The following is a 24,332-nucleotide window of genomic DNA, read 5'->3' on the forward strand; positions in this document are numbered from 1 at the left end:
TTGAGGAATCCATTTTCCCCGAGGATAGAGCAGGATCATGCCTGTCGCCATGTCAGACAAGGGTAAAACTCTCAAAGTGGGGAGGTCCGGGCAGGATGGCTGAAGCAGAAACGGGATGCGCTTCCCCGGAACGGGGAAGCGTTAATCAGCACGAACCGGACGCGCGGTTCGTGCCGGGGCTTACTGATAGGTAAACTGGGCGTTCTGGGTGCGTACTGAGTCCAGACCAATCATGACGTTAAATTTGCCCGGTTCAGCAACGTGTTTCATCTGCTGATTCCAGAATTTCAGTGCATCAACGTCAATCCTGAAGGTCACTTTCTGCGACTCCCCGGCTTTAAGCATGATCCGTTTGAACCCGTGCAGCTCTTTTACCGGCCGGCTCATGCTGGCTACCGGATCGTTCAGGTACAGCTGGACGACCGTGGCCCCGTCAACTTTACCGCTGTTTGTTACGGTCACGCTGGCTTCAACACTGCCGTTGTGCGGCATGGTTTCAGCGGACAGCGTCACCGGCGACACGGTAAACGTGGTATAGCTCAGGCCGTAACCAAACGGATAGAGCGGGCCATTTTCCGCATCGTAATAATGGGACGTGTACTTGTTTGGCTTGGCAAAGTTATAAGGCCGGCCGGTCGGCAGATGGTTGTAATAGATGGGAATTTGTCCCACGGAACGCGGGAAGGACATCGGCAGCTTGCCGGACGGGTTGTAATCGCCAAACAGCACATCCGCAATGGCATTGCCCCCTTCTGTCCCGCTGAACCAGGTTTCCAGCATGGCATCGGCCATACGATCTTCGTTGACCAGCGCCAATGGACGACCGTTCATCAGTACGATGACCAGCGGCTTGCCTGTTGCCTTCAGCGCAGCCAGTAATTTTTGCTGCGCAGGTGGAATCATCAGATCGCTACGGCTGGACGCTTCGTGCGCCATGCCCTGCGCTTCCCCCACGGCGGCCACGACGACATCTGCCTGTTTTGCCTTCTCTACCGCCTCATCGATCATGGCCTGTGCGGAACGCGGATCGACGACGATGGCAGGTTCATACATATTCAGGAAGTCCTGAATACCTTTGTTGTCTGACACGTTGGATCCTTTGGCATACAGCAGCGTCGCTTTACCCTGCGTCGCATTTTGCATCCCCTGCAATAGCGAAACAGACTGTTTCGCGACACCTGCCGCTGACCAGCTGCCCATGATATCGCGCTGGCTGTCTGCCAGCGGCCCGATCAAGGCAATGGTGCCAGATTTTTTCAGCGGTAACGTATTCAGGCGGTTTTTCAGCAGCACCATACTTTTGCGTGCCACATCCCGGGCTTCGGGACGATGCAGGCGGCTTTCCGCATTGGTGTCCTGGGGATCGCTCTCTTTCGGCCCCAGATGACTATAGGGATCGTTAAACAGCCCCATGTCGTATTTCACGTTAAGCACGTGGCGCGCCGCATCGTCGATTTCCGCCCGACTGACAATGCCGCGTTTCACCAGGTCCGGTAAGTATTTGCTGTAATATTCATCGCTCATACTCATATCGACACCGGATTTGAGGGCAATACGCACCGCATCCTGGGGATCGCTCGCCACGCCATGTTTAATCAACTCTTTGATCGCACCGTGGTCGCTGATGGTGATCCCTTTAAATTTCCAGTCACGACGCAGCAGATCTTTCAGCAGCCAGCTGTCGGCCGTGGCGGGCACACCATTAATGGAGTTGAGCGCCACCATGACGCCGCCGCTGCCGGCATCCAGAGAGGCTTTATACGGCGGCAGATAGTCCTGGAACATGCGTTGCGGACTCATGTCCACGGTGTTGTAATCCCGTCCGCCTTCAACCGCGCCGTACAGCGCAAAGTGCTTTACGCTGGTCATAATGTTGTAGCGGTCTGCCGGGCTTTTGCCCTGCATCGCTTTCACCATGGTGCGTCCCATTTCGGACGTTAAATAGGTGTCCTCGCCGAAGCCTTCGGACACGCGTCCCCAGCGCGGCTCCCGGCTGACGTCAACCATCGGCGCCCAGGTCATATTTAACCCATCGTCTGCCGCTTCATAAGCTGAAATGCGCCCAACCTCTTTAACGGCATCCAGATCCCAGCTGGAGGCTAACGCCAGCGGAATCGGGAAAATCGTCCGCTGACCGTGCACGACGTCATAGGCGAAAAACAGCGGAATTTTCAGCCGGCTGAGCTGCATCACCTGATCCTGCATCGCCCGGATATCCGGGCGCGTAACCGTATTAAAAATCGCGCCCACCTGCCCCTTGTGGATCATCTCACGCACGGCTTCTTTTGGCGTATCCGGTCCCACGCTAATTAAACGCAACTGGCCAATTTTCTCATCCAGCGTCATTTTTTTAAGCAGATTGTTGACGTAGGCATCACGCGCTTTTTCGGTCATCGGATGCTGAACGGTGGGCTCCCCGGCCAGTGCAGGTTGCAGCGCAAGGGAAACAGCGAGGCTAACAGCGCAAATCCATTTCATCGGGTTGGGTTCTCTTAAGTAACTGCGCAATATCGACTAAATGCAGGATGGCATCATCAGAGCATAGCATGTCGCCTGCGGCTATCACACTGCGCCCGACGCAACTGACGTGCTACAGTAAGGACGCATGCATACGACAAGGGAATTGCCCATGATGACATCGTCTGTCCTGATTGCCGATCTGCGCCGTCTGGTTGGCACAAGTAACGTTCTGACTGAGGCCGCGCACACGGCTCGCTATCGTAAAGGCTTTCGTTCTGGTGAAGGCGAGGCGCTGGCCGTGGTGTTTCCGGCTACGCTGCTGGAGCTGTGGCGCGTACTGCAAACGCTGGTCGCTGCGGATGCAATCATTTTGATGCAGGCGGCCAATACCGGCCTGACCGAAGGCTCGACGCCGCAGGGCGACGACTACGATCGTCCGTTGGTGATTATCAGCACACTGAAGCTGGATAAGCTACAGCTCATCGATAAGGGCCGACAGGTCCTGGCCTTTCCGGGCAGTACCCTGTATCAACTGGAAAAGATCCTGAAGCCGCTGGGCCGTGAGCCGCACTCGGTGATTGGATCTTCCTGTATTGGTGCGTCGGTGCTGGGTGGCATCTGTAATAACTCTGGCGGCTCGCTGATCAAACGCGGCCCGGCCTACAGTGAAATGGCGCTGTTTGCTCAGATTGATGCCCAGGGGCGACTGAAGCTGGTCAATCATCTGGGCATTGACCTGGGCACCTCGCCGGAAGAGATTCTGGGACGCCTGGATGACGATCGCTGGCAGCCGGACGATGTCCTGCATGATGGCCGTCACGCGTCCGATCATGATTATGCTGACCGCGTGCGCGATGTGAATGCCGATACGCCCGCCCGTTTTAACGCGGATGCCCGTCGTCTGTTTGAAGCGTCCGGCTGCGCAGGCAAGCTGGCGGTTTTCGCGGTACGCCTGGACACATTTGAGCAGGAACCGCAGCAGCAGGTGTTCTATATCGGCACTAACGATGCCGCCGTGCTCAGCGACCTGCGCTGCCATATGCTGGCCCATTTTAAAAATCTGCCCGTTGCCGCGGAATATATGCACCGGGATATCTACGATATCGCCGAAGTGTACGGCAAAGATACGTTCCTGATGATTGACAAGCTGGGCACCGACAAGATGCCCCTGTTTTTTACGCTTAAAGGTCGGGTTGACGGCTGGCTTAATAAACTGTCTTTCATAAAACCGCATCTGACTGACCGGCTGCTGCAACGGCTGAGTCGCCTGTTTCCGGCGCATCTGCCGAAACGCATGAAGCAGTATCGCGATAAATACCAGCATCATTTAATGCTGAAAATGTCGGGTGACGGCGTCGAAGAGGCGCGCAACTACCTGCGGGAGTTTTTCCGTGAAGGTGGCGGAGAGTTTTTTGAGTGCGAAGGCAAAGAAGGCGCGCACGCTTTCCTGCACCGCTTTGCCGCTGCCGGTGCGGCAGTGCGTTATCACGCCGTTCACGCCACAGAGGTGGAAGATATTCTGGCGCTGGATATTGCGCTGCGCCGCAATGACAGAGACTGGTTCGAAACCCTGCCTGCCGGGATAACGCAGTCACTCAGTCATCAGCTGTATTACGGCCATTTTTTCTGCCATGTCTTCCATCAGGACTACATCGTTAAAAAAGGGGTGGATGTCCATGCCCTGAAAGCGCAAATGCTGGCGATTCTGAAGACGCGCGGCGCGGAGTATCCGGCAGAGCATAACGTCGGCCATCTCTATCAGGCCCAGCCGCAGTTGGCCGCGTTCTATCGTCAGCTCGATCCGACCAACAGCTTTAACCCGGGTATTGGCAAAACCAGTAAGCTGAAAGGCTGGGCGGTCAGGCAGCCCTGACGCCTCAAAAGGCCATGAAAAAACAGGCAGCCATAGGGCTGCCTGTTTCATTAACGCGGTTGCTCTGTGACCGTTACGTCATCGCTGACATCCGAGGCCAGCAGCTGACGACGTTCGATAATCATGGTCTGCGGCGTCGACAGGACGATCCCTTCTTTACGTAATCGCGTCAGAATATCAAACAGCAGATCGCTTTTTGCGCCTGCAATCTGGCGCTGGCTGGCCACGTTACCGGTTACGCTGAGTACTATGCCCTGCGCGGTAAGATCTTTAAACGACACTGACGGTTCCGGCGTCTCCAGAATGCGCTCATTCTCTTCATACACCTTAAGCAGAATTTCACGTACCTGCACGGGGTCAATATTGAGCGGGAACGTCAGGGTAATCGTCACCACGCCCTGCGCGTTACCCATGGTCGCGTTACGGACGTTCTGAGAAATAAACTGCGAGTTAGGCACGATCACCGTAGATTTATCGCCCAGCTGAATTTCCGTCGCACGCACGTTGATACGACGAATATCCCCTTCCACGCCGCTGATCGTTACCAGATCGCCCACTTTCACCGGGCGCTCAGTCAGCAGAATCAGACCCGAAATAAAGTTCTTAACGATCTCCTGTAAGCCGAAACCGATACCGACGGATAATGCACTGACGATCCAGGCCAGCTTGTTCCATTGCAGCCCCATAATCGACAGGGTCAGCAGGATAATCAGCACATAGCCCACGTTACTGAACAGCGTCACCAGGGACACCCGCATCCCGCTGTCCATGGTGGTTTTGGGCAGGAAGTCGTTGTCCAGCCAGCGCCGCACTGAACGCAAGACGTAAATCCCGACAATCAGGCACAGCAATGCATTAACCAGGTGCGCCGGAACGATATTCAGCGACTCCAGGCCTTTACCGCCCCAGAATTCGATGGCTTTCTGCAACAACTCAATCGGCGTCGACGAGGCAAAGGTGCCGTTGAGCAGCGCCAGCGCCACAAACAGCACCAGGAACGTTTTACCTATCGCCGCCAGAATGGTCGCCACCTGCTGCAGATGACGTTCATCAATGTTCAGTGAACTCTGGATGCGTTTACCTGTCGTGTTACTGATTGAGAACAGACTCTCACAGCCGTCGTTGACCAGATGACTGAGAATATAAAATGAGCCAAACAAAATGCCGCACCACACCAGCTCATAGCTGAGAAAACGCGCCAGCGTGACGTAGCCGATCACCAGTGAGGCCAGGATGGTCAGCGCGGTGATCGTCAGCGCCATCTGAATCAATCCAACCAGGGTAGAACGCGCTTCCGGCGGCGTACCCGACTGCGCCAGGCGACGACGAACGCGCTTGGTGCGCATGCTGATCGCCAGTGCCGTAGTGCCGATAAGTAATGCCGTCAGGCCGTTGGCAAAAATACTGGTATTCAGGCTGGTGCCGACGGTGTAGTTAAAGGACTCGACCATCTGAAAGATAAACACCAGCAGGGCCGTAATCGGCGGGAACGGTTTAAGCGCGATGGCGACTTCGTTCGAAATCGTCGGCAGACGCCAGCTGGGGCGACGCGTGGATAAAAAGGCACGGCCCAGCCCGGCAATCAGGCCGCAGTAGACGCTGAGTTCGACCAGACGGTAAATAAAGTCCTGCACATCGCTGGAGACTTCATCGCGGCGCGTAAAGGCCTGCGAAATAAAGACGAAGGTCAGGACAACGGCCGCCAGGCTGGTCAGCGCCACGGCAGTTGCCAGAAAACTACGGCGCAAACGCCCTTCAGGCAATTTATTGATACTGACCCAGGCCAGGAACTCTTCACCATAGCGACGGCCGAGCGTCATCACCAGCACCGCGGCCAGCAACCAGCCAACCGTGCCAATACGCCAGCCCGGCTCCCAGGAGAGTGCGGCCGTGTCTTTCAGCTCATTGAGAAAATCGCCAATTTTTTCCGCATCCAGATCCTGACTACTTAACACGGGCGCCCAGAAGCGCGGCCCCAGAATACTGCCTGAATTCAGGGCGAGTTTATTTTTTAGCTGGTCGCGGCGCAGATTGACGATTTGTGAGGAGAGCATCAGTGCACTGTTTTTAATGCCTTCCGCCTGCTTGATTTGATCGTCAAGCTTGCTCTTCTGACTTTCCAGCGCGCTGCGTTTGCGCGTCACGTCTGGTGTCTCTTTGACGCCGCTTTCCGGTTTGGGTGCCGGACCGAGCACGGCCAGCTGCGCTTCCAGTTGTTGACGATCGGGCTGTAACGCCTGCGCAAGCGTATCCGTATTGCCTGATAGCTCCAGCGCCATCTCATTCAGACGACTGAGCTTATTTTCGTCGCTTTCAACGGAGACCTGGCTTTTAATTTTATCGAGGATCTTCTGCATTTTCGGCAGCTCGACAGAGGCATCCACCTTGGGTTTGTCGTCGGTTTGCTGCGTGGCTTGCGTCGCATCGTCGGCAAAACTCAGCGCGGGTGCGAGCGTCATCAACGCGAAAAAAATCAGAACACTAAATGAACGTAACTTGAGCATATCAATGAGATTCCGGCACAGTAATCAGGCGAATCACCCTCGCCATTTGCGGGTAGTTTAGATTTTCGTCTGCCATGAAACTATAGGAATACAGGTCAATCTCAGCCGGGGAACCGTAGCGCCCCGGCAGAGGATTACTCTACAGCGGCCCCACTGGCTGCGTTGCTGGCAACCTCATCCGCTTTTTGTTTTTTATAGGCCAGTGCAGCCGCCGGAACCGGCGCAGCCTTGCCGGTTTCCAGCCAGTCGCGCAGACGATTCGCATCGGCGAAATGGGTATATTTGCCAAACGCATCGAGTACCACCAGCGCGACCGGGCGGTTCTTAATCATCGTCCGCATGACCAGACAGTGCCCCGCCTGATCGGTGTAACCCGTTTTCGTTAACTGGATATGCCAGCCATTTTTATACACCAGGTGATTGGTATTGCGGAACGGCAGCGCATAACTCGGATGGGCAAACACGGCGGTTTCTTCTTTGGTCGTGCTGAGCTCACCCAGAAGCGGATATTCACGCGTCGCTTTCAGCAGCTTCACCAGATCCTGGGCGCTGGACACGTTTTTGATGGAGAGACCCGTGGGTTCAACGTAATGCGTGTGCATCATGCCGAGCGCGCGCGCCTTGGCATTCATTGCCCGGATAAAAGCATCGTACCCGCCCGGATAAGCGTGGGCCAGACTGGCTGCCGCGCGGTTTTCCGAGGACATCAGCGCCAGCATCAGCATACTGCGGCGACTAATTTCGCTGTTCAGTTTGACGCGCGAAAACACACCACGCATTTCGGGGGTCTGGCTGATATCGACCTTCACCATCTCGTTCATCGGCTGGTGCGCATCCAGTACCACCATGGCCGTCATTAACTTCGTGATGGACGCGATGGGGCGCACCCGATCCGGATGACTGGAGAACAGGACTTTACCATTGGTCAGATCGACGATCAGGGCGCTCCCTGAGGCGATTTGCGGCTGAGCAATCGGGGCCATCTGCGACAACGTGGTGGTCGCCTGTGCTGGAAGGGTAACAACCTGCCCGGAAACGAGCAGCGCCAGCGACAACAGTGAAAAGCGAATTTTTGCAGGCATCGTGGAAAAAAGACCCGGTTAAGATTGTGCGCTGTGTAAACACAGGCCGCCAACGCCTGAACAGGCAGAGCGCGGGCTGGCCGCAGCATCATACGCTGAAGTCAGGGAATTTTCCTGGTGAGATTGTTTCTGAGCGTTAAAAAAAGGTTGCCGCCCTGTAGGCGGCAACGGCAGGTTAAAACAGACGCGGGCCATAGCCCCATAACACCACGGTCAGAGCCAGTAGCACTTCGAAGACCAGCACACCAATAGCCAGTGTTGAACTGGAAAAACGCAGACTTTCGTCACGGTCGATATTCAGAAACAGCGGAATGCCGACATACAGCAGATACCCGGTATACAGGAGCGCCAGCGCTGCCGCCAGCACACATAGCCAGACCAGCGGATAAAGCGCGACAAGGCCGCTCAAAAACAGGGGCGTAGCGACATAGCCCGCAAATACGGTGCAGCGCCCCATGCTGGGACGATGGGGATAGTCACGCGCCATCCAGTGAATCACCCGCCCCATAACGGCGACGCCGCCCAGGATCACCAGATAGAACAGAATCCCCAGGCCCAACGCCGTCAGCAAATTAAGCTGCACATATTGCCCTTCTCCCAGGTTCCAGCCTGACTGAGTGGTGCCAATCATGGCGCAGATCACCGGCACAGCGGCCATCAGCAGCACGTGGTGAGTGTAATGGTGCGAAACCGTTTCGTTCTCTTGCTTGATAGTGCGCATTTCCTGGTTCGGATGCGCTAACAAACCCCAGACATGGTTCATACGCTTACTCCTCTGACCGATTGGGCCACCCGATCTGTTAACATTTCCACAAGGGGGCAGCAGTCATTTGAGTATAATCGGCAGGATAATTTCTGGGGCCTCTGCGCAAAAAAACGGCGAAAAAGATCGCTTACGGGGTCTTAATCCGCTGTCCTGGCAAATCGGGTATAGACTGAAAGAAAAAACTTCACACAGGGAGTTCAGCCTTGCATTTGGATATCAATGGGTTAATTACGCAGTACGGCTATCTTGCGCTGTTTATTGGCTGTATTGCCGAGGGCGAAACGTTTTTGCTGCTGGGCGGGGTTGCCGCTCACGAAGGGCTACTGCACTACAGTGGGGTCGTACTGGCGGCGATGGCGGGCGGCGTGGTGGGCGATCAGATGCTCTACTGGATTGGCCGGCGTTTTGGTACCCGCATTTTGCGACGCTTTAAAAAACATCAGGATAAAGTGGTGAAGGCGAACCGCCTGATTAAGCGTCGTCCCAGCCTGTTCGTGATTGGCGCACGTTTTATGTATGGCTTTCGTATTATTGGGCCGATCATTATTGGCGCAAGCCGCCTGAAGCCGCTGAAGTTTTTTCTCCTCAACGTCACCGGGGCGGCTGTCTGGGCACTGCTGTTTGTTACGCTCGGCTATTTTGCAGGCGGCATTATCGCCCCCTGGCTGCACAAACTCGACCAACACTTTAAACACCTGCTATGGCTGGGCGCGGCGGTGGTCTTTGCGTTTGTGCTGCGCTGGGCGATTCGCCGCTGGAATCATCACCGGGCCGATCAGTAGCCTTTAAACTGCGGGTTGGCCAGCATAAAGCCGCCGTCGATAATAAACGACTGACCGGTGGTATAGGTCGCCCACTCGGAACTCAGCCAGACTACCATACTGGCAATTTCGTGCGTATCGCCAGGGCGGCCGGCAGGAATTTCCGGCATTTTTACGTTGTGCGCATCCGCGTCGGACATCTTGTTCATCGGCGTCGCAATCGCCCCCGGGGCGACCGCATTGACCAGAATATTGTGGGGCAGCAGACTCAGCGCCATCGATTTGGTCAGGCCGCCTGCCGCATGTTTTGCCGCGGTATAGGCCACTGAGCCCGGCAGGGGCGTATGCTCGTGCACAGAGGTGATGTTGATGATGCGTCCGCCCTGCCCTTGTTTGATCATGTTACGTGCCGCCACCTGCCCACAGATAAAGACGCCATCGACATCCACGCTGAAGGTTTTACGCCAGTCTTCCCAGGTCACGTCCATAAAGTCGGCTTTAAAATTTGCCCCGGCATTGTTGACCAGCACATCGATACGGCCCAGTTTGTCGATCAACTGCTGCAACACTTTGCCGCCTTCTGGCGGATCGGCCAGATCGAGCTGAATCGTCTCTGCCCGTTGTCCGGTCTCTTCTACCCGACGGGCGGTCCGCTGTGCGCCTTCCTCGTCTGAACGCCAGGTGATGCCAATATCAAAGCCCTGTTCGGCTAACATCTCAGCACAACGGCTGCCGATGCCCGAATCCGATGCGGTCACAATGGCCACTTTTCGTTGGGGTGCTGTCATAACGGTCTCCTCTGGAAGTGTATGAAAAGTATATACCGGGCTGAAAATTGTGCCGGACGCGGACAACGGGCTCGCCAGGTTAACGATCCGTGCCCGAACGAAGCGGTATGCAGGTACCTGGCTATAGTTAAGTCAGACACTGACAGGGAGAACGCGATGAGTAAGGTTAAACGCAAGATTGACGATCATGGTGTCATAGGTGATCTCCGCACCTGTGCACTGGTCGCAAACGATGGCACGATCGACTATCTCTGCTGGCCGGAGCTGGACAGCCCGTCGGTGTTTTCGGCCTTACTGGACAGTGACGAAGCGGGCCTGTTTTCAATCGCACCCGAGTGGCAAAACGCCCGTCGGCAACAAATTTACCTGCCGGATACCAATATTCTGCAAACGCGCTGGCTGGCCGAAGAAGGCGTGGCCGAAATTACTGACTACATGCCCATCTGCGATCGTCAGGACAAACTGCCACGCATTATCCGCCGGGTGAAAATGGTGCGGGGGCAGGCCCGGTTTAACATGGTCTGTTCGCCTCGCCATGATTACGCCCGCGCGGAAACCCGCGCCGAGATTCAGCGCGGTTGTATCGATTTTCATGCGACGGATCAGCCCTCGCTTCGGCTGGCCGCCACGGTCGTGATGACCCTGGAAGGTAATAACGCCACCGCCAGTTTCGAGTTAAAAGCGGGTGAACACGCCGAATTTGAATTCGGCAGCGTAAATGACGCACACGTTGAAAAACTGGCGACCGCGAACTGTTTCGAAGAGACGCTGAGCTACTGGCGTGAGTGGAGTTGCCACAGCACCTATCGTGGCCGCTGGCAGGAAATGGTCCAGCGCTCAGCCTTGGTGCTGAAGCTGCTAACCTCCTGGCAGCACGGCTCCATTGCCGCCGCCGCAACCTTTGGCCTGCCGGAGGAGCTGGGGGGCGAACGTAACTGGGATTACCGTGCCTCCTGGATACGCGATGCGTCCTTCAGCATGTACGCGCTGATGCGCCTGGGCTACGTGGATGAGGCCAAGCACTTCACCGAATGGGTTGGTCGCTGTGTGGAAAACAGCCATCATGACGAGATGCGTTTACAGGTGATGTATCGCCTGGACAGCAGCACGGAACTGCAGGAAATGTCGCTGCTCAACCTGTCCGGCTATGCCGATTCCTGCCCGGTCAGGATAGGCAACGATGCCTGGCAACAGAAACAACTGGATATCTATGGCGAACTGATGGACGCCATTTACCTTGCCAATAAATATGGTGAAGCCATCTCTCAACGGGGCTGGAACCATGTCTCAGAGATGCTGGACTGGCTCTGTGATAACTGGCATCAGCCGGATGCGGGCATCTGGGAAATGCGCGGTGAACCGGAGCACTTCCTGCACTCCCGTTTGATGTGCTGGGTGGCCATGGATCGCGGGCTGCGTCTTGGCATGAAACGTTCCCTGCCGATGCCTTATGAGCGGTGGGACCGTACCCGGCGCGAGATTCGCGACGATATCTGGAAAAACTTCTGGAACAGCGAACGCGGCCATTTTGTTTCGACCCGCCATGGCGACTACCTGGATGCCTCCATGCTGCTGATGCCACTGGTGCGTTTTGTCGGCGCAACCGATCCTGACTGGATTGCCACGCTGGATGCCATCAAGGCGAATCTGGTCAGCGATGGGATGGTGCGCCGCTATAACATCCATGAAACCCCGGCGGACGGGCTCACTGGCGGAGAAGGTTCATTTGGTGCCTGCTCGTTCTGGTACGTCGAATGTCTGGCACGTGCCGGACGCGTACGCGAAGCCCATTTTGAGTTCGAGAAATTACTGAGCTACGCTAATCCGTTGGGGTTATATGCCGAAGAGTTCGACAGCCACGGCCAGGCACTAGGCAATATACCGCAGGCGCTGACGCATCTCGCCCTGATTAGCGCCGCCTTTTTCCTGAACCGCAAGCTAAACGGAGATGTCACGTTATGGCAGCCGTAGAGGGCGGTTTTCGCCCAAAATGTTAATGAACAAAGGCGGATAACGCAGGTAAGTCAGGTAAAGTATTTCGATGCGGTAAAAATCCTGATTCACAACATCAGTTTAATGAACATATAATGCGCAGCAGGTCATAGTGACCAGCATGGGTTCGATACATTGACAAGCCTGAAACATGGCGATAAAGACTTGTAAAATATGAAAAAAAGCATTCGCGCGTTCGCTTCACTTGCATTGGCTTTGGCGGCATTCAGTCAGTCAGCCCTTGCGGTTGTTTATCCCTTACCGCCGGCGAACAGCCGTCTGACCGGGCAAAACATTGAGATTACGATTCCTCAGGACAGTAAACTGCCTCTGGAAGCTTTTGCAGCACAGTTCCAGATGGGCCTCAGCAATATGCTGGAAGCCAATCCGGGTGTTGACGTTTATCTGCCTAAGCCTGGCAGCAAACTGATTATCCCTCAGCAGTTACTCCTGCCTGACGCCCCGCGTGAAGGCATCGTGATTAACAGTGCTGAAATGCGTCTTTATTACTACCCGAAAGGCTCGAAAACCGTGGTCGTTCTGCCTATCGGTATTGGTGAGCTGGGTAAAGATACGCCGCTGAACTGGACCACAACCGTTCAACGTAAAAAAGATGGCCCGACCTGGACGCCTACCAAAGCGATGCACGCTGAATATGCATCACGTGGCGAAAATCTGCCGGCTGTGTTCCCGGCAGGCCCGGATAACCCAATGGGGCTGTATGCACTCTACATTGGGCGTCTGTACGCCATTCATGGCACCAACGCCAACTTTGGTATCGGCCTGCGCGTCAGCCACGGCTGTGTCCGCCTGCGTGCCGATGATATCAAATGGCTGTTCGATCACGTGCCAGTTGGCACGCGCGTGCAGTTTATCAACCAGCCGGTGAAAGCGTCTGTTGAGCCAGACGGTTCACGCTGGATGGAAGTGCATAATCCGCTGTCGACCACGGAAGAGCAGTTTAACTCTCGTGAACTGGTGCCGATTACGCTGACTCAGGCGGTTGGAAAAGTACTGGTAGACGGTAGCGTGAATCAGTCTCAGGTTGATAAGGCCATCCAGAACCGCTCTGGTATGCCTGTACAGGTTAATGCGCCAGAAAACAGCGTGGCCCCTGCGCCTGTTCCCTTCAATGAAGGTGAAGATGCTGAGCCGAAAGAAGAGCCCATGACGCCAGTGATGTCGCAGCCTGCTAACCCGGTCGCGGTCCAGTCAGAGCCCGCGCCGCAACAGGCTCAACCTGTGCAGCCTTCGCAGCCGCAGCCAGAGCAACCACAGCAGTCGCAACCTGCCCAGCCACAGCCGGCGCAGTAACATTCGCCTGTGACGGGCCAGCCATTCAGGCCCGGTCGTCAGGTCAGTGAAAAGCCAGCGTTGGCGATAGCCACGCTGGCTTTTTTATTGGTCACGGGCTCCACTGTCAACACTACTATCTGGATGGGCGGCGAAAACTCAGCCAGCCGGCCAGCAGCGTGAAGGCCAGGACGATCAGAACCAGCAGTAAAAACCCGTGCGGATTCGACGCCAGCGGAATGCCGCCCACGTTCATACCAAAAAATCCCGCCACAATGTTAATCGGCAGTGCAAGCACCGTAATCACGGTCAGCAGATAAAGTGTCCGGTTACTCTGCTCCATCAACCGTGCTGCAATTTCCTCCTGCAGCAGACGGATGCGCTCCATCAGGCTGGCCAGGTCGTTCAGCACCACGCTAAATTCTTCCGTGAACGCCCGCAGCTCGCGGAGCGTGTCGCGGTTGAGCCAGGCGGGTGGGCGGTTAAGCAACCGGAACAGCGCCGCCGGTTCGGGTGCCAGCAGGCGCTGAATGCGCAGCAGCATGCGCCGGTAATGCCCCAGCTCACTGCGGTTGGCCTTGATTGCCGGACTTAATAAACGCTCTTCAATGTTATCGACTACCTGGCTGATGCGACGCACCACCAGTTCCAGCTGCAACTCCTGTTCACCGAGCAGGTAAAGTAACAGGGCCTCCGCACTGGGAAAATTATGCTTCGCCAGCCCCTGCTGCATCTTTTCGATCATCACTGACGAGCGATAACGTGCGCTCACGACCAGATTATGACGGCACCAGATCCACAGGGTCGCATTTTGCGTACTGCGATTTTCCTGGCTCAGCGTGACGTCGTTCAGTACCGCCAGCAGGGCATTGCTTTGTTCCGCTAACCGGGTGCGCGGCGAGGCGGAATGGATCTCGTCAAAAAAATCATCATCAACCTGAAAGTGGCCCTGCACCCAGTGCTGTGCCCGCGCATGATTCAGATTGATATGTAACCAGAGAAAGCCTTCTTCAGGAGGGTGTTCACCGAGTTTTACCGCTTCACGGGCATTCAGGCGTTGAGGGAGGGCATCAGGAGAAAAGCGATAACCATGGATGAGTCCGGCCACATCATCATCAAAATCACGTTTTTGTGGGGTGAGAACAACGTCTGTCGCCATGGCAATCCTGTCAGCATCATCAATTAAGATCCACAGCCTGCTGAAGTTTTGTTACAGCAAAATGACCTGTGCCGCCTGGATCATTTTTTTGTCATAAAAAGCGGGTATCACACAGCGTTAACCAGATGTAACTCCGCATCTGCATCCGCTAAGAGGTACGGCATGAGCGAAAACAGTTTATCCTCTTCAGGCACGACGCAGGGACGTCCCGATTTCAACGGCAAAGGCAGCCGCGCAACCAAAACGGCTTTTTATGTCCTGTTAATAGCCGGTCTGGCCTTTGCCGGATTTAATCTGTTTCACGATGTGGAAAAAACTAACACGCCCGTCACCAGTTATGTGCCTTTCTTTCTGCTCGGCCTGGCGCTGCTGATTGCGCTGGGCTTTGAATTCGTTAACGGGTTTCACGATACCGCCAACGCGGTCGCTACGGTGATCTACACGCATTCGCTGACGCCCGGTGCGGCCGTCGTCTGGTCAGGGCTGTGCAACTTTCTTGGCGTGATGCTTTCCAGCGGCGTGGTCGCGTTTGGCATTATTTCGCTTCTGCCCGTCGAACTCATCCTGCAGGCCAGCAGCGGCAACGGCTTTGCCATGATTTACGCCCTGCTGTTCTCGGCGATTATCTGGAATCTGGGCACCTGGTACTTTGGCCTGCCCTCGTCGTCGTCACATACTTTAATTGGCTCGATTATTGGCGTGGGTGTGGCGAATGCGATGTTGCATGGTCGCAGTGGCCTGAGTGGCGTTGACTGGGATCAGGCGCTGAAGGTCGGCTATGCCTTACTGCTCTCGCCCGTCGTGGGCTTCGTCTGCGCCGCCCTGCTGCTGTGGGCCATGAAGCTGTTGATTCGTAACCGCCAGTTGTACGAAGCCCCGCACAGCAACGAGCCGCCGCCGGTCTGGATTCGTGGCCTGCTGATTCTGACCTGCACCGGCGTCTCCTTTGCTCACGGGTCGAATGACGGGCAGAAAGGGATGGGACTCATCATGCTGATCCTGGTCGGCACCATGCCCATCGCCTATGCACTGAACCGTTCACTTCCGCCCGAGCAAATCCCGCGCGTTGCCGCACTGAGTGACGTGACGGCGCGCCAGTTACTGCATATTCAACCGGCCGCCACGCCCGCCCCGGATTCACGCAATGTGTTGACGGCCTTTGTCAGCACTGACACGGTCAATCCGAACGTCTTGCCCGCGCTTGGCATGACGTTACGGGATATCAGCGACCAGATTCGCCGCTACGGCTCGATGGACAATATTCCGGCCCAGTCCGTGACCAATACCCGCAATCAAATGTACCTGGCCGCAGAATCGATCAAGCACCTGCAAACCGCCCATTTCTCGCTCCCCGATGAGACGGCACGTAACCTGAAGGCGGTGAAAACAGAGCTGGACAGCGCCACACGCTTTATTCCGATGTGGGTGAAGGTGGTGGTGGCAATCGCGTTGGGGCTGGGCACCATGGTGGGCTGGCGACGTATTGTGGTCACCGTGGGTGAGCGCATCGGCAAAACCCATCTGACCTATGCGCAAGGGGCCAGCGCCGAACTGGTGGCGATGGCGACCATCGGCGCGGCCGATGCCTTTGGTCTGCCGGTCTCCACGACGCATGTGCTCTCATCAGGCGTGGCGGGCACCATGGCGGCGAACCGCTCTGGCCTGCAGATGTCCACCCTGCGCAATCTTGCCGTCGCCTGGATATTGACGCTGCCGGTCTCGATTTTACTTTCTGCCCTGCTCTACGGGCTGTTCATTCATATCTGACCAGGTGAATTGTCATGGCAACACACGACAACAGTTTCAATCGCGACGCTTTTAATCAGCGTTTAATGCAGGAGTTCTATGACAGCTACGACGAAGAGCTGGAGCTGGAGCTCGACGATCTGCGCTTTAGCGAGGCCGCGCCCACGGGCAGCGATGAAAAAGCCTGGCGCCGTCGTTATTTTCGCGAGCTGCTGCAGTTGCAGGGTGAGCTGGTGAAGCTACAGGACTGGGTAATGCGCACCGGCCATCGGCTGGTCATTCTGTTTGAGGGCCGCGATGCGGCCGGTAAAGGAGGCGTGATTAAGCGCATTACGCAACGCCTTAATCCGCGCACCTGCCGGGTGGCTGCGCTGCCCGCGCCCAACGATCGTGAAAAAACCCAGTGGTACTTTCAGCGTTATATCGCGCATCTGCCCGCCGCGGGCGAGATGGTGCTGTTTGACCGCAGCTGGTACAACCGGGCAGGCGTGGAGCGCGTCATGGGATTTTGCAGTGATGCCGACGTGGCGGAGTTTTATCGCAGCGTGCCCGAGTTTGAAAAAATGCTGACCCGCAGCGGGATTCAAATCATTAAGTACTGGTTTTCGATCACGGACGAGGAGCAGGAGCTGCGCTTCATGAGCCGTATCCACGATCCCCTCAAGCAGTGGAAGCTCAGCCCAATGGATCTGGAAAGCCGCCGCCGTTGGGAAGATTACACGGAAGCAAAAGAAGAGATGCTGAGCCGCACCCATATTCAGGAAGCCCCCTGGTGGGTTGTTCAGGGCGTAGACAAGAAACGGGCGCGCCTTAACTGCATCAGCCACCTTTTGCAGCAGGTGCCTTATGAAGCCGCCCCACACGACGAAATCATTCTGCCGCCGCGTGAACGCTCACAGGACTACCACCGCAACGAGGTGCCGGAAAATATGATCGTGCCAGAAAAGTATTGATCGCGTGCGCGGCTAAGCGCCGCGCTGTCCCGCTCTCACTTCCGGTGAGGCTGAAGAGAACTGACAGGTCTGCCGCTGTAATGCCGCATAGCGGTCAATCGCCGTAGCAATATCGGCTGAGGTTTTTAAGGCGCGAATCTCAGCGAACAGCTCACCCGCTTCGACGTAGGCTTTACGCAAATAGCCCAGCCACTGTTTGATACGTGCGACATGGTACATGCCCGTATCACCCTGTTTTTCAAGCCGGGTATATTGTTGCAGGAGCACCACCACCTCCGGCCAGGCCATGGGCGCATCATTGTATTTGACGACCCGGCTCAGGTTAGGCACGTTAAGCGCACCACGCCCAATCATCACCGCATCACAGCCTGTGATTCGCAGACAATCCTGGGCGCTTTGCCAGTCCCAGATTTCGCCATTCGCGATAACCGGAATAGACAGTCGCCGACGAATCTCGCCAATCGCCTGCCAGTTAATAGCCTCAGCACGGTAGCCGTCTTCTTTGGTACGGCCGTGGACGACCAGTTCGCTGGCACCGGCCTGCGCTACCGCATCCGCAATTTCCATGCTGCGGGCGCTGGAATCCCAGCCCAGGCGCACCTTAACCGTAACGGGCAAGGAGTCAGGTACAGCTGCCCGCATGGCTTTGGCCGCGCGGTAGATTAAGTCGGGATCTTTTAACAGCGTCGCCCCGCCGCCGCTGCCGTTGACCAGCTTCGACGGGCAACCGCAGTTCAGATCCACGCCCCACGAGCCCAGCTCAACCGCGCGGGCCGCGTTTTCCGCCAGCCACTCGGGATGCTGCCCCAGCAGTTGCAGACGAACCAGCGTACCCGACGGCGTCCGGCTGGCATGATGCAGTTCGGGACAAAGGCGATAGAAGGATTTTACCGGCAGCAGTTGGTCAACGACGCGCAAAAATTCCGTGATGCACAAATCGTAGTCGTTGACGTCCGTCAACAGCTGGCGCACCAGAGAATCCAGTACGCCCTCCATGGGTGCCAGTAAAACCCGCATGATCAGACGTTTCCGCTGCGTTTAGGCGCGGGCCGACGTGGACGAGACGCAGGCTTGTCAGACTGGCCCGCTGCGGGTCCCTGACGACGCGGCTGCGCACGCTTGTCCCCTTGAGGACGCGCCGCGCCGGCACCTTGTCCGCCCTGCCCCCGACCACGGCCGCGTGAAGACGGTGACTGGCGGCCGTTCACAATCGGTTCCGCTTTGATGCTGGGATCCGGCTCATAGCCCGGCACAGCCAGTCGTGGAATTTCACGCTTCAGCAAGCGCTCAATATCACGCAACAGTTTGTGTTCGTCGACGCAAACCAGCGACAGCGCCGCACCCGTTGCGGCGGCACGACCGGTACGCCCAATGCGGTGTACATAGTCTTCAGGCACGTTTGGCAATTCATAGTTCACGACGTGCGGCAGTTCTTCGATATCCAGACCGCGGGCCGCGATATCCGTCGCAACCAGCACACGAATCGCGCCGGATTTGAAGTCGGCCAGTGCACGGGTACGTGCGCCCTGACTCTTGTTACCGTGGATGGCGGCGGCCGTAATGCCGTCTTTGCCCAGTTGTTCGGCAAGGTGATTGGCACCGTGCTTGGTGCGGGTAAAGACCAGCACCTGCTGCCAGTTACCTTCGCCAATCAGCTGAGACAGCAGTTCCCGCTTGCGCTTTTTGTCAACAAAATGCACCTGCTGAGAAACCTGCTCAGACGCGGTATTGCGGCGCGCGACTTCAACCTGCTCCGGGTTGTGCAGCAGTTTTTCTGCCAGGGTTTTGATCTCATCTGAGAACGTCGCCGAGAACAGCAGGTTCTGACGTTTAGCTGGCAGTTTGGCCAGTACGCGGCGGATATCGTGGATAAAGCCCATATCGAGCATGCGATCCGCTTCATCCAGTACCAGCACTTCAACCTGAGACAGGTCAACGGCGTTTTGATGAGCCAGATCCAGTAAACGGCCCGGCGTGGCCACCAGAATATCGACGCCGCCGCGCAGCTTCATCATCTGCGGGTTGATGCTGACGCCGCCAAACACCACCAGCGAACGCAGCGGAAGATATTTGCTGTAGTCGCTGACGTTTTCACCGACCTGAGCGGCCAGTTCACGGGTCGGTGTCAGAATCAGCGCGCGCACCGGACGACGGCCGCGCACTGTTCCGGTATTCGCGGACAGTTTCTGTAATAAAGGTAAGGTAAACCCGGCGGTTTTGCCGGTGCCGGTCTGGGCGCTTGCCAGCAGATCGCGGCCGGACAGCACAACAGGAATCGCCTGGCGCTGAACAGGCGTCGGTTCGCTGTAGCCCTGCTCAGCTACCGCACGCAGAATATCGGCACTCAGGCCGAGAGAGTCAAAAGACATGACGAGTATTACTCCGGTCCACTCTGACCGCGTTTGGCGGTGTAGTTTTCAGAGGGATAGTGACGCCAGCTGAGGCTGACGCGTGAAAAGGGTGCAAACTACGATGCATAAGCGGCGGAGTGTAACAGCTTTACCGCCCCTGTGCGAGATAGCTCACAATTGATTACATATCTCCCAACGACAAAAGCCACCTTGCGGTGGCTTTTTTAGCGCGACAGCCTGATTCAGCTGCGTTTTTTCTCAATGCGTCCTGCCGGCTCTTTCGCCAGCAACGACACCAGCGCGGGCCCCAACAACATCACCACGCCAAGGCTGGCTAACAGTAAGTTGTTGTGGAAAATGCGCGACACCAGGAACAGCGTCATCATCGCGGCACCGAAATAGTACGTGGTGGTCGCTTCTTCCAGGTAATCACCCAGGGTACGTAAACGGGCACTACGCTGCGTGATCAGCATGGCGATAAACACCGCTGCATAGGCCACCACCAGGGTACTGCACACTTCGACCAGTGCTTTATGTTTCCAGCCCCAGACCAGTGCGGCAATCACCAGCAGGTGCATCGCGATGTGGGCCCAGGTTTGACCGGTAATAATTTGAAAGCGATTCGACAATTTCATTTCTCTCTCCTGCAGACCTGGCACGTTGCACATATGCAACCGTAACCGGCCAGGGACGGTTTCTCAATGTAAAGCAAATTTCAGATAACGCCCTAATTATTCCTCTTCTTCACCCTCCATTTGTGACAAAGACTACACTTTGTTGTTGATGAAGATGAAAAGGAGCGCGTCGCGAGTATGCCACAAATCAAGCAAGGATTTTCATTTAAAGTCCTGACGATTAATACCCATAAAGGTTTTGCCCCGTTTAACCGACGCTTCATCTTGCCCGAATTGCGTGAAGCGGTGCGCGCAACGTCAGCAGATATCGTCTTTTTGCAGGAGGTGATGGGAACCCATGACATTCACCCTCTGCAACATGAAAACTGGCCTGATACCTCCCACTACGAGTTTCTGGCCGACACGATGTGGAACGATTTTGCCTATGGGCGCAATGCGGTTTACCCGGAAGGACATCATGGCAACGCCGTGCTGTCGCGTTTTCCCATTGCTGAGTACGACAATCGCGATGTTTCAATTGCCGGGAGCGAAAATCGCGGCATGTTGCATTGCCAGCTTACCCTGCCCGATGGCCGGGGCACGCTGCATGTCATCTGTGTGCACCTGGGGCTGAAAGAGGCGCACCGTCGTGCCCAGTTGGCGATGTTAAACGACATGGTGATGGCGTTACCCGCTGACGCACCTGTCGTCGTCGCCGGTGACTTTAACGACTGGCAGGGGCGAGCCAACAACATACTGCAAAAAGGGGCGGGACTAAAAGAGGTCTTTAGCCTGAAAAGCGGACGACCTGCGCGGACGTTTCCGGCACGCTTTCCCCTTCTGCGACTGGATCGTATTTACGTGCGCAATGCGACGATCAGTCAACCCTGGGCATTGCCGCGTAAACCCTGGTCACACCTTTCCGATCACGCGCCGCTGGCGGTGGAGATCCATCTATGAATTTTGAGTGGCAAGACGGCAACAAACTGCGCCTGCTGGAAAACGGGGACGCATTTTTCCCCCGGGTGTTTGGCGCGATTGCACGTGCCGAACACAGCGTACTGCTGGAAACCTTTATCCTGTTCGAAGACGATGTGGGCAACGCCCTGCACAAGGTGCTGCTGGCGGCGGCGCAGCGCGGCGTCAAGGTCGAAATGATGGTCGATGGCTACGGCTCCTCCGAGCTGTCCCAGAGTTATGTCAACAGTCTGACGCAGGCGGGCGTGCGCTTTATCTATTACGATCCGCGTCCGCTGATCATGGGCATGCGAACTAACGTCTTTCGCCGTCTGCACCGTAAAACTGTGGTCGTGGACGGCGTTATCGCCTTTGTCGGCGGCATCAACTTTTCCGCCGAGCACTACACGGATTTTGGCCCGGAAGCCAAACAGGATTATACCGTGGAGGTCAAAGGTCCGGTGGTCGCCGACATTACCCGCTACCTGCAAGAGGCGATTGGCAGTCAGGCCACCACTCGCCGCTGGTGGGGACAGCGTTCACATCGTCCGGCCAAAAACACCCTGCCCGGCGACGCGCAGGTCCTGTTTGTCTATCGCGACAACGATCAGCACCGGGATGATATTGAGCAGCATTATCTGGACATGCTGCGCACCGCCAAACAGGACGTCATTATCGCCAACGCCTACTTTTTCCCTGGCTACCGTTTGCTTAAGGAGATGCGCAATGCGGCACAGCGCGGCGTACGCGTGCGACTGATTGTGCAGGGTGAGCCGGATATGCCGATTGTGAAAGTGGGCGCTGAGCTGCTTTATAACTATCTGGTGGATGCGGGCGTGGAAGTCTATGAATATTGCCGCCGACCGCTGCATGGCAAAGTGGCGGTGAAAGATCAGCAGTGGGCTACCGTTGGCTCAAGCAACCTCGATCCCTTGAGTTTGTCCCTCAATCTTGAAGCCAACCTGATCATTCACGATCGCAACTTTAACCAGACATTACGCGATAATCTTGAGCATTTACTGGCTGAAGACTGTCAGCGCGTCGAAGAGGATAAGTTACCACCACGCACCTGGTGGCAGCTGACGAAAGGCGTTGTCGTGTTCCACTTTCTGCGTCACTTCCCGGCTATCGCCGGCTGGTTACCGGCGCATACGCCAAAGCTGGCTCAGGTGGATCCGCCGGTTCAGCCCGAAATGGAGACGCAAGATCGCGTCGAAGCCAACAATGAAGGAGCCAATTCCTGATGGCAAACACGCATCCACGCTGGAAACTGGCAAAAAAAATCCTGACCGGGCTCTTCTTCGTCGCCGTCATTGTGCTGCTGGTGATCTATGCACGCAAAGTGAACTGGGATGACGTCTATAAGGTCATTGTTAACTACAACCGCTTTGTGGTGCTGACCGCGGCGGCACTGGTTATCGTCAGTTATCTGGTTTACGGCTGCTACGACCTGATTGGTCGGGCCTACTGTGGTCATAAGCTGGCCAAACGTCAGGTGATGCTGGTGTCATTTATCTGCTACGCCTTTAATCTGACGCTCAGTACCTGGGTTGGCGGTGTCGCTATGCGCTACCGGCTCTATTCGCGGCTCGGCCTGGACAGTGCGACGATTACGCGCATTTTCTCCCTCAGCATCGCCACTAACTGGCTGGGCTACATCCTGCTGGCGGGCGTGATCTTTAGCGCAGGCCTGGTCCCGATTCCCGGCGGCTGGTTTATCGGCGAAACCACACTACGGCTTATTGGTGCCGCGCTGCTGGTGCTCGTCGCGTTTTATCTCTGGGCGTGCGCGTTTTCTAAACGTCGTCGCTGGAAAGTGAAAGGGCAAACCCTGCAGTTGCCTTCCCTGCGCATGGCGCTGTTTCAGTTTGCCGTCTCCTGCGCCAACTGGCTGGTTATGGGCACGATTATCTGGCTGCTGCTGGGCCGGGATGCCGGTTATCCCATGGTGCTGGGCGTACTGTTAATCAGTAGTATCGCAGGCGTAATTATTCATATTCCGGCGGGGATTGGGGTGCTAGAAGCGGTATTCGTGGCGCTGCTGGGCGGCGAGAACCTTTCACACGGGACCATCATCGCCGCGCTGCTGGCTTACCGCGTGCTGTACTTCATTTTGCCGTTGCTCCTGGCACTGGTGCTGTATCTGGGGCTGGAGAGCCGCGCGAAACATATGCGCCATAAGAATGAGCAGAAGCTACAAAAATCGTAGTAAACGGCTGCTCTGGTTCACCAGAGCAGCCTGTTTTTTAACGGCGGTTGCCAAAAATACGCAGCAGCATCAGGAACAGGTTGATGAAATCAAGATAGAGCGTCAGCGCGCCCATAATTGAGTAGCGGCGCAGGTTTTCCGTGTCACGCGCATCAATCTGCTCACCGATATTTTTCAGTTTCTGCGTGTCATACGCGGTCAGACCGACAAACACCACCACACCGATGTAGGTAATGGCCCACATCAATGCCGGGCTTTTCAGCCAGAAGTTCACCAGCGAGGCCAGCAGAATACCAATCAGCGCCATAAACAGCAGACTGCCCAGGCGGCTTAAATCACGTTTTGTGGTGTAGCCGTAGAACGTCATGGCACCAAACATCCCGGCCGTGACGAAGAACGTGCTGGCAATGGACGAATAGGTGTACACCAGAAAGATACTGGCCATGGTCAGCCCGGTCAGGGCCGAATAGAGCATAAATAACCCCGTCGCCACGGCCCCGCTCAGGCGATGCACCATACCTGAGAGGAAGAACACCAGCGCCAGTTGCACAATGATCAGGCCGAAGAAGGTGATGCGATTTGCAAACACCAGCTCCATCACCGCCGGTGTGCGCGCGGCAAACCAGGAGACGAAGGCAGTGAGTAACAAACCACAGGTCATCCAGCCATAAACCTGTGCCATATAAGCCTGCAACCCACGAGATGCAGGCTGAACTATTGAATCATTCTGTGGATATCGGTCCATGATGCACCTCTTGTTAAACAAATATGTTGTGCCCCAAAACGGGCTGTCTGAGTAAGTGTGGCACAGCTCTGTTCAACTG

The 24,332-nt window shown here is 56.1% G+C and carries 19 protein-coding genes; 9 read left to right on the forward strand and 10 right to left on the reverse strand.

Annotated features, from left to right (window positions below; all coding sequences use genetic code 11):
• Positions 1 to 180: 180 nt before the first annotated feature.
• Complete coding sequence (bglX, locus tag RAC65_RS07040; protein WP_033737709.1) at positions 181 to 2,478, reverse strand: beta-glucosidase BglX; 2,298 nt, start codon at positions 2,476 to 2,478, stop codon at positions 181 to 183.
• 151 nt (positions 2,479 to 2,629) lie between these two features.
• Between bglX and dld the strand changes: the two genes are divergently transcribed.
• Positions 2,630 to 4,333 (forward strand): D-lactate dehydrogenase, encoded by a 1,704-nt coding sequence (dld, locus tag RAC65_RS07045; RefSeq protein ID WP_039341475.1) that lies wholly within the window; start codon positions 2,630 to 2,632, stop codon positions 4,331 to 4,333.
• A gap of 50 nt (positions 4,334 to 4,383) precedes the next feature.
• Here dld and RAC65_RS07050 read toward each other — a convergent pair whose 3' ends face one another.
• The 3 genes from RAC65_RS07050 to RAC65_RS07060 all read right to left on the reverse strand — a co-directional run bounded on the left by RAC65_RS07050 (position 4,384) and on the right by RAC65_RS07060 (position 8,682).
• Positions 4,384 to 6,837 (reverse strand): DUF3772 domain-containing protein, encoded by a 2,454-nt coding sequence (locus tag RAC65_RS07050; protein ID WP_033737711.1) that lies wholly within the window; start codon positions 6,835 to 6,837, stop codon positions 4,384 to 4,386.
• Positions 6,838 to 6,971: 134 nt separating this feature from the next.
• Positions 6,972 to 7,919: a D-alanyl-D-alanine endopeptidase gene (gene pbpG / locus RAC65_RS07055; protein ID WP_205952822.1), complete on the reverse strand. Its 948-nt coding sequence runs from the start codon at positions 7,917 to 7,919 to the stop codon at positions 6,972 to 6,974.
• A gap of 175 nt (positions 7,920 to 8,094) precedes the next feature.
• Positions 8,095 to 8,682: a Yip1 family protein gene (locus RAC65_RS07060; RefSeq protein WP_033737713.1), complete on the reverse strand. Its 588-nt coding sequence runs from the start codon at positions 8,680 to 8,682 to the stop codon at positions 8,095 to 8,097.
• A 206-nt stretch (positions 8,683 to 8,888) separates the two neighbouring features.
• On the opposite strand from RAC65_RS07060, the gene RAC65_RS07065 reads away from it, so the two are divergent.
• Positions 8,889 to 9,467 carry a DedA family protein gene (locus RAC65_RS07065; protein ID WP_033737714.1) on the forward strand — a complete coding sequence of 193 codons (579 nt, stop codon included), beginning with the start codon at positions 8,889 to 8,891 and terminating at the stop codon, positions 9,465 to 9,467.
• Here the strand turns inward: RAC65_RS07065 and RAC65_RS07070 are convergent.
• On the reverse strand, positions 9,461 to 10,234 hold the full coding sequence (locus RAC65_RS07070) for an SDR family oxidoreductase (protein ID WP_375096541.1): 774 nt from the start codon (positions 10,232 to 10,234) through the stop codon (positions 9,461 to 9,463). The two genes, RAC65_RS07065 and RAC65_RS07070, sit on opposite strands and share 7 nt — an antisense overlap.
• A 156-nt stretch (positions 10,235 to 10,390) precedes the next feature.
• On the opposite strand from RAC65_RS07070, the gene RAC65_RS07075 reads away from it, so the two are divergent.
• The gene (locus RAC65_RS07075) at positions 10,391 to 12,205 is read left to right on the forward strand and encodes a glycoside hydrolase family 15 protein (protein ID WP_375096542.1); all 1,815 of its coding nucleotides are present in this window, start codon (positions 10,391 to 10,393) and stop codon (positions 12,203 to 12,205) included.
• Between the two features lie 195 nt (positions 12,206 to 12,400).
• Positions 12,401 to 13,540, forward strand: a complete 1,140-nt coding sequence (locus RAC65_RS07080) for a L,D-transpeptidase family protein (RefSeq protein ID WP_006118563.1) — start codon at positions 12,401 to 12,403, stop codon at positions 13,538 to 13,540.
• A 115-nt stretch (positions 13,541 to 13,655) separates the two neighbouring features.
• Here RAC65_RS07080 and RAC65_RS07085 read toward each other — a convergent pair whose 3' ends face one another.
• The gene (locus RAC65_RS07085) at positions 13,656 to 14,678 is read right to left on the reverse strand and encodes a transporter (protein ID WP_033737718.1); all 1,023 of its coding nucleotides are present in this window, start codon (positions 14,676 to 14,678) and stop codon (positions 13,656 to 13,658) included.
• A gap of 162 nt (positions 14,679 to 14,840) precedes the next feature.
• On the opposite strand from RAC65_RS07085, the gene RAC65_RS07090 reads away from it, so the two are divergent.
• Both RAC65_RS07090 and ppk2 read left to right on the forward strand, forming a co-directional pair.
• Complete coding sequence (locus tag RAC65_RS07090) at positions 14,841 to 16,445, forward strand: inorganic phosphate transporter (protein WP_375096543.1); 1,605 nt, start codon at positions 14,841 to 14,843, stop codon at positions 16,443 to 16,445.
• Positions 16,446 to 16,459: 14 nt separating this feature from the next.
• The gene (ppk2, locus tag RAC65_RS07095; RefSeq protein ID WP_039341492.1) at positions 16,460 to 17,377 is read left to right on the forward strand and encodes a polyphosphate kinase 2; all 918 of its coding nucleotides are present in this window, start codon (positions 16,460 to 16,462) and stop codon (positions 17,375 to 17,377) included.
• 12 nt (positions 17,378 to 17,389) lie between these two features.
• Here ppk2 and dusC read toward each other — a convergent pair whose 3' ends face one another.
• The 3 genes from dusC to RAC65_RS07110 all read right to left on the reverse strand — a co-directional run bounded on the left by dusC (position 17,390) and on the right by RAC65_RS07110 (position 20,363).
• Positions 17,390 to 18,394 (reverse strand): tRNA dihydrouridine(16) synthase DusC, encoded by a 1,005-nt coding sequence (gene dusC / locus RAC65_RS07100; RefSeq protein WP_052133227.1) that lies wholly within the window; start codon positions 18,392 to 18,394, stop codon positions 17,390 to 17,392.
• A gap of 2 nt (positions 18,395 to 18,396) precedes the next feature.
• On the reverse strand, positions 18,397 to 19,746 hold the full coding sequence (gene rhlE, locus RAC65_RS07105; RefSeq protein WP_006118521.1) for an ATP-dependent RNA helicase RhlE: 1,350 nt from the start codon (positions 19,744 to 19,746) through the stop codon (positions 18,397 to 18,399).
• Positions 19,747 to 19,970: 224 nt separating this feature from the next.
• On the reverse strand, positions 19,971 to 20,363 hold the full coding sequence (locus RAC65_RS07110; RefSeq protein WP_033737724.1) for a YbhQ family protein: 393 nt from the start codon (positions 20,361 to 20,363) through the stop codon (positions 19,971 to 19,973).
• 177 nt (positions 20,364 to 20,540) lie between these two features.
• Between RAC65_RS07110 and RAC65_RS07115 the strand changes: the two genes are divergently transcribed.
• The 3 genes from RAC65_RS07115 to RAC65_RS07125 are packed head-to-tail and all read left to right on the forward strand — an operon-like array spanning position 20,541 to position 23,508.
• Positions 20,541 to 21,302 (forward strand): endonuclease/exonuclease/phosphatase family protein, encoded by a 762-nt coding sequence (locus RAC65_RS07115; protein ID WP_006118519.1) that lies wholly within the window; start codon positions 20,541 to 20,543, stop codon positions 21,300 to 21,302.
• Positions 21,299 to 22,543 (forward strand): cardiolipin synthase ClsB, encoded by a 1,245-nt coding sequence (gene clsB / locus RAC65_RS07120; RefSeq protein ID WP_033737726.1) that lies wholly within the window; start codon positions 21,299 to 21,301, stop codon positions 22,541 to 22,543. Before RAC65_RS07115 ends, clsB begins: the two co-directional genes overlap by 4 nt.
• Positions 22,543 to 23,508 (forward strand): lysylphosphatidylglycerol synthase domain-containing protein, encoded by a 966-nt coding sequence (locus RAC65_RS07125; protein WP_033737727.1) that lies wholly within the window; start codon positions 22,543 to 22,545, stop codon positions 23,506 to 23,508. The genes clsB and RAC65_RS07125 overlap by 1 nt, the downstream gene beginning before the upstream one ends.
• A 37-nt stretch (positions 23,509 to 23,545) precedes the next feature.
• Here the strand turns inward: RAC65_RS07125 and RAC65_RS07130 are convergent, their stop codons facing one another.
• Positions 23,546 to 24,253 carry a Bax inhibitor-1/YccA family protein gene (locus RAC65_RS07130; RefSeq protein ID WP_033737729.1) on the reverse strand — a complete coding sequence of 236 codons (708 nt, stop codon included), beginning with the start codon at positions 24,251 to 24,253 and terminating at the stop codon, positions 23,546 to 23,548.
• Between the last annotated feature and the right edge of the window lie 79 nt (positions 24,254 to 24,332).

The organism is Pantoea sp. BS_8 (assembly GCF_041954965.1).
GTDB lineage: Bacteria > Pseudomonadota > Gammaproteobacteria > Enterobacterales > Enterobacteriaceae > Pantoea > Pantoea stewartii.